This is a genomic window from Phenylobacterium sp., from assembly GCF_035276905.1.
Taxonomy (GTDB): domain Bacteria; phylum Pseudomonadota; class Alphaproteobacteria; order Caulobacterales; family Caulobacteraceae; genus Phenylobacterium.
The window spans coordinates 1-10,495 of the sequence record NZ_DATELG010000370.1 but is presented as its reverse complement, the minus strand read 5'-3'; the positions used below and the strand labels follow the sequence as shown (position 1 = coordinate 10,495).

Annotated in this window: 11 protein-coding genes and 1 tRNA gene; 8 read left to right on the top strand and 4 right to left on the bottom strand. The window is 70.4% G+C overall.

Annotation, left to right across the window (positions count from 1 at the left end; genetic code table 11):
* Nucleotides 1-80: 80 nt before the first annotated feature.
* The gene (locus VJS38_RS17685) at nt 81-386 is read right to left on the bottom strand and encodes a YggT family protein (RefSeq protein WP_324089467.1); all 306 of its coding nucleotides are present in this window, start codon (nt 384-386) and stop codon (nt 81-83) included.
* Nucleotides 387-511: 125 nt separating this feature from the next.
* On the opposite strand from VJS38_RS17685, the gene VJS38_RS17680 reads away from it, so the two are divergent.
* Nucleotides 512-587, top strand: a tRNA-Ala gene (locus VJS38_RS17680).
* Between the two features lie 61 nt (nt 588-648).
* Here the strand turns inward: VJS38_RS17680 and VJS38_RS17675 are convergent.
* Entirely contained in the window at nt 649-1,248 is a 600-nt protein-coding gene (locus tag VJS38_RS17675; RefSeq protein ID WP_324089466.1) for a cytochrome c, read from the bottom strand.
* Nucleotides 1,249-1,450: 202 nt separating this feature from the next.
* Here VJS38_RS17675 and VJS38_RS17670 point away from each other — a divergent pair, with 202 nt between their 5' ends.
* From VJS38_RS17670 to VJS38_RS17650, 5 genes are all read left to right on the top strand, one after another.
* On the top strand, nt 1,451-2,437 hold the full coding sequence (locus VJS38_RS17670; RefSeq protein WP_324089465.1) for a class I SAM-dependent methyltransferase: 987 nt from the start codon (nt 1,451-1,453) through the stop codon (nt 2,435-2,437).
* A gap of 282 nt (nt 2,438-2,719) precedes the next feature.
* On the top strand, nt 2,720-3,208 hold the full coding sequence (locus VJS38_RS17665; protein ID WP_324089464.1) for a surface-adhesin E family protein: 489 nt from the start codon (nt 2,720-2,722) through the stop codon (nt 3,206-3,208).
* Nucleotides 3,209-3,392: 184 nt separating this feature from the next.
* Complete coding sequence (locus VJS38_RS17660) at nt 3,393-3,728, top strand: DUF5335 family protein (RefSeq protein WP_324089463.1); 336 nt, start codon at nt 3,393-3,395, stop codon at nt 3,726-3,728.
* Between the two features lie 78 nt (nt 3,729-3,806).
* On the top strand, nt 3,807-5,309 hold the full coding sequence (locus tag VJS38_RS17655; protein WP_324089462.1) for a globin-coupled sensor protein: 1,503 nt from the start codon (nt 3,807-3,809) through the stop codon (nt 5,307-5,309).
* Nucleotides 5,310-5,429: 120 nt separating this feature from the next.
* Nucleotides 5,430-6,173, top strand: coding sequence for a metallophosphoesterase family protein (locus VJS38_RS17650; RefSeq protein ID WP_324089461.1), 744 nt, complete (start codon nt 5,430-5,432; stop codon nt 6,171-6,173).
* Nucleotides 6,174-6,218: 45 nt separating this feature from the next.
* Here VJS38_RS17650 and polA read toward each other — a convergent pair whose 3' ends face one another.
* Nucleotides 6,219-9,077 carry a DNA polymerase I gene (gene polA / locus VJS38_RS17645; protein WP_324089468.1) on the bottom strand — a complete coding sequence of 953 codons (2,859 nt, stop codon included), beginning with the start codon at nt 9,075-9,077 and terminating at the stop codon, nt 6,219-6,221.
* A gap of 136 nt (nt 9,078-9,213) precedes the next feature.
* On the opposite strand from polA, the gene VJS38_RS17640 reads away from it, so the two are divergent.
* Nucleotides 9,214-9,768, top strand: a complete 555-nt coding sequence (locus tag VJS38_RS17640; RefSeq protein WP_324089460.1) for a DUF2239 family protein — start codon at nt 9,214-9,216, stop codon at nt 9,766-9,768.
* A gap of 4 nt (nt 9,769-9,772) precedes the next feature.
* Here the strand turns inward: VJS38_RS17640 and VJS38_RS17635 are convergent, their stop codons facing one another.
* Nucleotides 9,773-10,252 carry a YaiI/YqxD family protein gene (locus VJS38_RS17635; RefSeq protein ID WP_324089459.1) on the bottom strand — a complete coding sequence of 160 codons (480 nt, stop codon included), beginning with the start codon at nt 10,250-10,252 and terminating at the stop codon, nt 9,773-9,775.
* A 42-nt stretch (nt 10,253-10,294) separates the two neighbouring features.
* On the opposite strand from VJS38_RS17635, the gene VJS38_RS17630 reads away from it, so the two are divergent.
* A partial coding sequence (locus VJS38_RS17630) for an AAA family ATPase (RefSeq protein ID WP_324089458.1) occupies nt 10,295-10,495 on the top strand: 201 nt, incomplete at its 3' end.

The window sequence follows — 10,495 nt, the reverse complement described above, 5'->3', positions numbered from 1 at the left end:
CCCTCGACGACCGCCACCGCGCCGCTGCGCGGGGTGACGCGCACGGTCAGCCGCACCGTCATACGCAAGGGGGGACGGTCTCAGCCCATCAGGCTGATCAGCGGCCCGAAGATCAGCGGCAGCAGGTAGCGGATCACGCCCTGCAGGATCAGGATGACGATGATCGGGCTGATGTCGACCCCGCCGAGCGAGGGGATGAAACGCTGGAAGGGCGCCAGCACCGGCCGGGTCACCGCGTCGAGGAACCGCGAGACGTTGTAGACGAAGCGGTTGCGCAGATTGATCACGTCGAACGCCACCAGCCACGACAGGATGGCGCTGATGATGATCGCCCAGACCAGCAGCTCCAGCAGCGAGCTGACGATGAAGTAGAGGAAACTGCCCATGGGCCGGTGTTCTACCGGGCTTTGTCCGCGCCGGAAAGGCGCAGCCTTAAACCCCCTGCGACGCCCCGCGCGTCGAAGGGCGCTTGACAGACCACGCCCGGAAAGGGTTATTCCGCGGCCTTCCTGGGGCCGTAGCTCAGTTGGTAGAGCGCCTCGTTCGCAATGAGGAGGTCAGGGGTTCGACTCCCCTCGGCTCCACCATCCTTCTGGATGGTCGAACCCCGGACAAGAAGCAGGCTGAGCCGGTCGAAAGATCGTGCGGCTATTTCTTCGCCGCGCGCGCGGGCAGGTGCGCCTGGATGTAGGCGGTCACCGCCCAGATGTCCGCCTTCGAGAGCTGGCCCTTGAAGGCCGGCATCGGCGTGCCGAACTGGGCGCCGCCTTCGGCTATGGTCCAATACATGAACGGGTCCCATCGGCTCATCGGCATCTGCGAAAGCCAGGCCAGATTGGCGGGTTTCGGGGAGAGGTTCCGGGCGGCGGGGCCGTCGCCGAGCCCTGTCGCGCCGTGGCAGGAGGCGCAGTTGGCCGCGTAGACGGCGGCGCCCCGCTCGATGGTGGCGGTCGTGCGCGGCAGCGGGTTTTCGACGTCGGCGTAGGGCGCCGGCACGTTCCCCATCATCGCGACATGGTTGCGGGCGGCGCTGCTTCCCATACCTCCGGGATAGCCGCCGCCCATCATGCCGGCGCCGGGCATGGCCTGGCCCATCATGCCCCGGCCGTGAGCGCCTTGCTGGCTCCATGGGGCGGCCCCGCAGCAGTCGCGCCAGGTCGTGGAGGCCTGCGGCTGCTGAGCCTGCGCCGAACCGGCGAGAAGCCCCGCGCCGAGGACCAGCACCAATCCTGTGGCTCGCGTTCGCATGACGAACCTCCACGCGCTGAAGCGGCCATCCTGCGCCGCCGCGCCGCAGCCGGCTTTGAGGCGCATCAACGGCGCCTTGGATATCTCGCCGGCCTTCCCGACCGCATCTCGCCCCCTGCAACTCTTTTGACGCAGCGGCGTCTTGGCTTTCGGGGTTCGGGTTTCTCCGGGCCGGACGGTCAAGCGGCCGAGGGGGAGCACCGTGCTGTCGCAACTCATCGCCTCGCGCGGTCCGCTGGCGCGCTTTCCGCTGCGCGACGGGGTGCGCGAGATCTCGCCGCCGCAGAGTTTCGCCGGCGGCGAGCAGGCCTATGACGACACCGCCGGCGGCGGGAACAAGGCCGACCTGATGGCCAGCGGCCAGGGCGCCTGGCGGCTCGCCGAACACTACGCCAGGCGGCCGCTGCAGCACTGGCTGGAGGTCGGCGCCGGCGGCGGGGCCTGCACGCTGGGCCTGGTGGCGGCGGCCCCGGCGCGGACCAAGATCATCACCGACACCTCGCCCGCCTTCCTGCGCATGATCCGCCGCAAGCTCTCGGCCCTCGGCGTCTCCGACGAGGGCTGCGTCTATGCGACCCTGGCCGGCGAGCACCTCGACCGCCTGGCGCCGAAGAGCGTCGACGCGATCTTCGTCGCCTCGGCCGTGCATCATGTCGGCGACTGGCGGGGGTTCCTGGCGGCGGCGGCCGGCGTGCTGGCGCCGGGCGGGGTGCTGGTCATCCAGGAGCCGTTCCGCGAGGGGTTCCTGTTGATGAACCTGGCCCTGGAGATCGCGCTGTCGGCCGCCTGGGCCGGCGAGCTGTCGGACGACGACGTGGCCCGGATGACGCGGTGCCGGGACGCCACCTACTTCCTCTCCGACACCTCGCTCGAGAAGGTCGGCGAGGACAAGCACACCTTCCTGATCGACGAGGTGGCCGCGGCCGCGGGCGCGGCCGGCTTCACCCGGCACGCCTTCCACCGCAACGCCCACTTCGAGAATTTCGGCCGCCAGCAGGAGATCCGGCTGAACACCCCCTGCACCTTCGCGGGCTATCTGCTGGCCTTTCTGGGGATCCACCACGGCGTGTCGGAGGCGGGCCTGGGCGTGCTGCGGCGCAGGCTGGAGCCGGCGCTCGCGCCGCTGGAGCGGCTGTACCTGCAGGGCGACGGCCCGGCCCTGCTCGCCTGCGTGGTCTGCGTTCGCTGAAGCGGCGAGGGTCGCGTCAACCCGTCATCCGCTCGTCCCCGCGGAACGCGGGGATCCAGGCCAGAGTGGATGAGAGGGACGCTCCGGGAAACAACCGATATCTCAAATTGGATGGCTGTGATCTGTGTTCCAGATTCACGATGAACGAGGATTAACTGTAATCCGGCCATCAAGTCTTTAAGTGGGCGGAACTAAGCTCACATATCTTAACCATTAAGCTTGGAGAATCGGAAACTACGCCTGAGCGATCTTCGCCTGATCCTGATGGCGAAAGAGCTGGAAATGAGGAAGAGGTCTGCGTTCGCCGGCGCCCTGGCCGCTTGCGTCGTCGCCGCCAGCGTCCTGCCCGCCGCCGCGCTCGCGGCCGGCCCCTACCGGATCTCGGACGTCGAGGACGACGCCGTGGCGATCCAGGACCTCGGCACGAAGGTCGAGGTCTCGGCAGGCGTCGTACAGGTCTGGGAGACCCAGCTCTACAACCAGACGCAAGCCGCCCCGGCCGCCTACGACGAGCGCCGCACGCTGCGCGAGTTCGACTGCGCGCATCGCGCCGTGCGCACCAGGGACGTGGTCAGCTACCGCGGCGGCCAGGTGGTCGCCGCCCAGGCCGCCGGCGGCTGGTCGGCGTGGAAGACCATCGCCCCGCAGGCCCCGGGCGAACTCTCCCTGCTCACCGCCTGCTGCCCGCATCCGGAAGCGACCGAGACCTACGGCTCGATGGCCGAACTCAAGCGGATGGCCTGGGGCCGGGTGAGCGGCCCGCAGTCCTGAGAAAACGTCGGCCGGGTGAGCGGCCCGCAGTCCTGAGCGGCCGGCCTCCAATTCAAGAACCCTTCGTGGTCTCGGCGAAGCCGATCTCGAGATCGCTCCGGAACTCTGGGCTTGCTCGCGGGTCCTGGCGTCGAGGCCGCCTGACGTCGGTCGGGCGCCGACCTCGGGCGAGAGGAGCCTTCCCATGACGATGGTGGACAAATCCAATTGGCGGCCGGCGGCGGACCTCTTGAGCCGCACCCTCCGCGGCCAGCTGGCCCGGCTGGAGGTGGCCGACCAGAAGCTGGGCGACCAGATCGAGGCCGAATGGACGCCGCTGCTGGGCGTCAGCTACGACCCCAAGGACGACCTGTTCGAGATCCAGCTCGAGGGCGTCGACCACCTCGTGCGCCACCCGCGCAGCTTCGCGATCCGCGAGCACGGCGGCCTGGCCGACAGCGTCGCGGTGGGCGACGACCAGGGCGCCGAGCACATCGTCACCCTGCGCGAGCCGATCATGCTTCCGCCGACCCCGGTCTGAGCAGCGCCGGACCCGAGGCGGGAAACCTCGCGTTAACCGCATCGGCCCCTTCTCCCTGTCAGGAGTGCGGGGGAAAGCATGAGCGAGCGTGAAGGCCTGAGGGCGCGGCTTGATTTCGTCGGCCTCGGCGAGGCCGCGCCGGAGCTGCGGCACATCCGGCCGGCGGTGGAGAACGCGCTCGGCCCGGCGCTCGAGGCCTTCTACCGACGGGTCAGGGCCGACCCGCACCTTCGCGGCTTCTTCCAGGACGAGGCCCACATCGATCGCGCCCGCCAGGCGCAGGCGACCCACTGGGGCCTGATCGCCCGCGGCGAGTTCGGCGGCGACTACGCCAAGAACGTCCGGCGGATCGGCCAGGCGCACGCCCGCATCGGCCTGGAGCCGCGCTGGTACGTCGGCGGCTACGCCCTGGTCCTGGAGCAGTTGATCACGGCCGCGGTGGAGGCCAGCTGGCCGAAGGGCTTCGGCGTCTCGCGCGACGGCCGCGACAAGCTCGCCGCCGGCGTCAGCGCCATGGTCAAGGCCGCGCTGATCGACATGGAGCTGGCGATCGGCGTCTATCTCGACGCCAAGGACGCCGAGCGCGAGCGCGTCGAGGCCGAGCACCGTGCGGCGGAAACGCGCCAGGCCGAGGCGATGGCCGCGCTCGGCCTGGCGATCGACCGGCTGTCGCGGGGCGACGTCGCCGCGCGCATGGACGAGGCGGTGGCCGCCGAGTTCGCCAAGGTGAAGACCGACTTCAATGCGGCCCTGGGGGCGCTGCAGGAGACGCTCTCTGCGGTGTCGGCCTCCACCGGCGCGATCCGCTCCAACGCCGACGAGATCGCCCAGGCGTCCGACGACCTGTCGCGCCGCACCGAGCGCCAGGCGGCGAACCTGGAGGAGACCGCCGCCGCGCTCGAGCAGCTGACGGCCAGCGTCCGGCAAGCCGCCGCCGGCGCCCGTAGAGCCGCCGACGTGGTCGCCGGCGCCAAGGACGAGGCGCAGCGCTCCGGCGGCGTGGTCCAGCAGACCGTCTCGGCCATGGGCGAGATCGAGAAGTCGGCCGGTGAGATCGGCCAGATCATCGGCGTGATCGACGAGATCGCCTTCCAGACCAACCTCCTGGCGCTCAACGCCGGGGTCGAGGCGGCGCGGGCGGGGGAAGCTGGGAAAGGCTTTGCCGTCGTCGCCTCGGAAGTCCGCGCGCTGGCCCAGCGTTCGGCGGACGCCGCCAAGGAGATCAAGGCGCTGATCGACGCCAGCTCGGCCCACGTCGCCTCCGGCGTCTCCCTGGTCGGCGAGACCGGCCAGGCCCTGCAGCGTATCGCCGAGCGGGTGATGGAGGTCGACGGCCTGGTGGCGGAGATCGCCGCCTCGGCCGAGCAGCAGGCCCGCGGCCTCGCCGAGGTCAATACCGCGGTCGGCGAGATGGACCAGGTGACCCAGCAGAACGCCGCCATGGTCGAGCAGGCCACCGCCGCCAGCCACGCCCTGAAGGCGGAGATGCGGCGCCTCGGCGAGCTGATGGCGCACTTCCGCTACGAAGCGGGCGTCGCCGCGACCCCCGCAAGCCGCCAATCGGGCTACCGCGCGGCCTGACTCGCCTGAAAGGCGAGCTCGCGTTGTGGCCCGCCGTCGGCGGGCCTATCCTGCCGTCCCGTCCGGGTGAGGGACTGCGCCTTGTTCCGTGGTCTGTTCGGTCGCAAACCAGCGCATGACATGCCGCCGTCGACCGGCGCGCGGCTGGTCTACGCCGTCGGCGACGTCCACGGCCGGCTCGACGTCCTGAAGCCCCTGCTGCATGACATCGCCCAGGACGCCCTGGCCACGCGCCCGGACCACCGGCCCGTGCTCGTCTTCCTCGGCGACTACGTCGACCGTGGCCCCGACAGCCGCCAGGTCGTCGACCTCGTCCTCAAGTTGCAGCTGGACGGCGCCTTCGACGTCGTCGCGCTGAAGGGCAACCACGAGGAGGCCCTGCTGCAGTTTCTCGCCGAGCCCGCCTTCGCCATGACCTGGATGGAGCACGGCGGGGCGGCGACCCTGGCCTCCTATGGCGTGCAGCCCTGCGCCATGCGCACCGACGCCGACGCCTGGGGCGCGGTGCGCGACGCCTTCGACCAGGCCTTGCCGGACGACCACCGGCGATTCTACGGCGAGCTTCAACTGTTCCACGTGGTCGGCGACTACGCCTTCGTCCACGCCGGCGTGCGCCCGGGGGTGGCGCTGAAGGCGCAGACCACGCACGACCTCTTGTGGATCCGCTACGAGTTCCTCAACGACCGCGGCCCGCACGACAAGGTCATCGTCCACGGCCACACCCCGGCCGAGCAGCCGCAGATGCTGGGCCACCGCCTGGGCCTCGACACCGGCGCCTACGCCACCGGCGTGCTGACCGCGGTCAGGCTCTACGGCGTCGAGCAACGGTTGATGCAGGCGAGGGTGCGGCTGCGGGCGGCGTAAGCGCACTGGGGGAAGGGGATCGTCCTGGGGGAGGATCTTGCCGCCTTAGTGCGCATCGTCCCAGTTCGTCGCCGCGCGGGCCTCGACGACCAGGGGCACGGTCAGCGCCACCGCCGGCTCGGGCGCGCGCTCCATCACCTGGCGGGCGATGCGGATCACCGCCTCGGCCTCGGCCTCCGGCGCCTCGAACACCAGTTCGTCGTGCACCTGCAGCAGCATCTTGGCGCCCAGGCCCTCGGCCTTCAGCGCGCCCGGCATCCGCACCATCGCCCTGCGGATGACGTCGGCCGCGGCGCCCTGGATCGGGGCGTTGATCGCCGCCCTGTCCCCAAAAGCTCTTTCGGCCGCCGACTTCGACTGCACCGCCGGAATGTTCACCCGCCGGCCGAAGATGGTGGTGACATGGCCCTTGGCGCGGACCTCCTGCTTCATCCGGTCCATGTAGGTGCGGATGCCGGGGAAGCGCTCGAAGTAGGTCTTGATGTAGGCCCCGGCCTCGTCCTGCGGGATCGACAGCTGGTTGGCGAGGCCGAAGGCCGAGATGCCGTAGACGATGCCGAAATTGATCGCCTTGGCGCGGCGGCGGATCTCCGAGGGCATGCCCTCGACGGGCACGCCGAACATCTCCGAGGCGGTCATGGCGTGGATGTCCAGCCCCTGCTGGAAGGCGTGCTTGAGCTGCGGAATGTCGCCGATGTGGGCCAGGAGCCGCAGCTCGATCTGGCTGTAGTCGGCGCTGATCAGCACATGGCCCGGCTCGGCGATGAAGGCGCGGCGGATCTTGCGGCCCTCCTCGGTGCGGATCGGGATGTTCTGCAGGTTGGGGTCGGACGAGGCGAGCCGCCCGGTGGAGGCCGCCGCCAGCGAGAAGGAGGTGTGCACCCGGCCGGTCTTCTGCGAGATCGCCGCGGTGAGCGCGTCGGTGTAGGTGCCCTTGAGCTTGGAGAGCTGGCGCCAGTCCAGCAGGGTGCGCGGCAGCTCGTGGCCCTGGGCGGCCAAGTCCTCCAGCATCGAGGCGTCGGTCGACATGGCGCCGGTGGCGGTGGTCCGGCCCGAGGCCAGGCCCATCTCCTTGAACAGCACCTCGCCGATCTGCTTGGGGCTGCCGAGGTTGAACGGCCGGCCGGCCAGGCGGTGAGCCTCGGCTTCCAGCTCGGCCATGCGAACGCCGAAGTCGTTGGAGAGCAGCCGCAGCTTCTCCGGGTCGACCTTGACCCCGGCCAGCTCCATGTCGACCAGCACCCGCGGCAGCGGCCGCTCGAGCGTCTCGTAGACCGTGAGCAGGCCCTCGCGCGCCAGCCTGGGCCGCAGGTGCTCCCAGATCCGCAGCGTCACGTCGGCGTCCTCGGCGGCGTAGCAGGTCGCCTCGGCGAGGCCCACGTGCTTGAAGCTCTTCTGCGCCTTGCCGGCGCCGGCGACCGACTTGAAGCTGATCGGCTCGTGGCCCAAGAGGCGCTTGGAGAGCTCGTCCATGCCATGGCTCTTGTGCAGGCCGGCCTCGAGCACGAAGCTGATCAGCATAGTGTCTTCGATGGGCGCGACGGTCACGCCATAGCGCGCCAGGACCGCCAGGTCGTATTTGGCGTTCTGCGCCACCTTTAGGACAGAGGGGTCCTCCAAGAGCGGCTTCAGTCGGGCGATCGCCTCCTCGAGCGGGATCTGCGCAAGATCTTGGGGAGCCTCCAGAGCCAGGCCGTCGGACTCGCAGTGGTTCACCGGGATGTAGCAGGCTTCGCCGGGCGCGACCGCCAGCGAGACCCCGCAGAGGTCGGCGCTGGTCGCCGAGAGCGCGTCGGTCTCGGTGTCGAAGGCGACGACGCCCTTGGCCTGGGCGCGGGCGATCCAGTCGTCCAGGCTCGCCAGGTCGCGAACGCAGACGTAGCCGTTCACGTCGATCGCGGCGTGCTGGGGTGGTTTGGGCGCCTTGGCCTCCGGCGCCGGCGTGGCCGCGCCGGGCGCGCCCTTGCCGTGCGCCTCGACCCGGCGTGCGAGGGTGCGGAACTCCATCTTGTCCAGGAAGACGGCGAGCTCGGGGCCGGGCTCGGCGACCGCCAGCTCGTCGACGGGGCTCGGCAGCGGGGTGTCGCAGTCCAGCTTCACCAGCTCGCGCGAGAGGCGGATCTGGTCGGCGTATTCGATCAGGGTCTCGCGCCGCTTCTGCTGCTTGATCTCCGAGGCGCGCGCCAGGAGGGTGTCGAGGTCGCCGTACTCCAGGATCAGGGCCGAGGCGGTCTTGACGCCGATGCCCGGCGCGCCCGGCACGTTGTCGACGGAATCGCCGCAGAGCGCCTGGACGTCCACCACCTTGTCCGGCGGCACGCCGAACTTCTCGACCACCTGGTCGTGGCCGATCCGCAGGTTCTTCATGGTGTCGAGCATCGCCACCTGCGGCCCGACCAGCTGCATCAGGTCCTTGTCGGAGGAGACGATCACCACCTCGCCGCCCAGGTCGCGGATCTTGCAGGCGTAGGCGGCGATCAGGTCGTCGGCCTCGTAGCCGGGAAGCTCCAGGCAAGGGACCCCGAACGCCTTCGTCGCCTCGCGCACCAGCGGGAACTGCGGGACCAGGTCCTCCGGCGGCGGCGGCCGGTGGGCCTTGTAGTCGGCGTAGAGCTTGTTGCGGAAGGTCTGCTCCGAGTGGTCGAACACCACCGCCAGGTGGGTCGGCGCGTCCTCCTGCGCCTTCATGTCCACCAGGAGCTTCCACAGCATGTTGCAGAAGCCCGCGACCGCGCCCACCGGCAGGCCGTCCGACTTGCGGGTCAGCGGCGGCAGGGCGTGGAAGGCGCGGAAGATGAAGCCCGAGCCGTCGACCAGGTAGAGCCGGACGTTGGGCCCGTCCTGGGTCGGCTCGCGGGGGATCTCGGCGAGGGTCTGCGGGGCGGCGTCGAGGATGTCGCTCATGGCCGGCAAGATAGGGGCGAGGAGCGGCGGCGTCACCCGCGATGCGAACAGGCTGCCGTCCAAGGGCGGAGACCTGTCGCAATAAATTCACCCGGGCAAAATTGACGCGGCGCTGCGTTCATGGCACAACTCGGCCATGACCGAAGCGCCTCCGACCTGGACCCTCTTCGACGGCGAGCGGCGGATGGCGGCGGGGCCGCCGCCAGAAGTGGCCGCCGCCGCCCACGCCGTGGCGGCGGGCGATCACGACGGTCCGCTGCTGGTGTTCGACGACGCCTCGGGCAAGGTCGTCGACCTCGACCTGCGCGGCTCCGCCGAGGAGGTGGCGGACCGCTACACGCCCAAGGTCGCGCCGCGGCCGCGCGGCCGGCCGAAGCTCGGCGTGGTGGCGCGCGAGGTGACGCTGCTCCCCAGGCACTGGGAATGGTTGAACGCCCAGCCCGGCGGGGCGTCGGTCGCTCTGCGCAAGCTGGTCGAGCAGGCCCGCCGCACCGGCGCGGACGACCGCAAGGTCCGACAGGAGGCGGCTTACCGCTTCATGGCGTCGATGGCCGGCGACCTGCCGGGCTACGAGGAGGCCCTGCGCGCCCTCTTCGCCGACGATCGCACGGCCTTCGACGCCCGGATGAAAAGCTGGCCGGCCGATGTGGCGGGGCACGCGGCGCGGTTGGCGTGGGGCTCCCGCGCTTAATGCGTTAAGGGCGGGAAGATGAGCGCCGCCGCTTCGCCCGCTGCACCGCCTCGTCCAGCGCCTGCAGGAACTTCGAGCGGTCGTTGCGGTCGAAGGCCTTGGGGCCGCCGAGGAACTCGCCGGTGGAGCGCAGCTGCTCCATCAGCGCCCGCTGGGCGATGGCCGAGCCGATCGAGTCGGCGGTGAACGGCTTGCCCTTGGGCGAGATCGCCGCCCCGCCGGCCTGCAGCACCCGCTCGGCCAGCGGGATGTCGTTGGTGATGCAGATGTCGCCGGGCAAGGTCCGCTCGGCGATCCAGTCGTCGGCGACGTCGGGGCCGGCGTCGACCACCACCTGCTCGATCAGCGCGCTGCGCGGGACCATCATGAAGCTGTTGGAGACCACGAACGCCTTCAGGCCGTAGCGGGCGGCGACCTTGTAGACCTCGTCCTTCACCGGACAGGCGTCGGCGTCGACGAAGATGCGGATCGGCTCGGTGCTCATCGCTTCCTGATAGTCCGGCGCCACAACAGCGTGAAAGCCTGTATGAGCGGGGACGTGACGCTTGCGGCCTTCACCCGCCTGACCCTGACGGACTTCCGTTCTTATGCGAGGACGGAGCTTTCCATGACGGGCGCGCCGGTCTTCCTGGTCGGGCCGAACGGGGCGGGCAAGACCAACCTGCTGGAGGCGGTGAGCCTGTTCACGCCGGGCCGCGGCCTGCGCGGGGCGAGCCTGGCCGAGGTC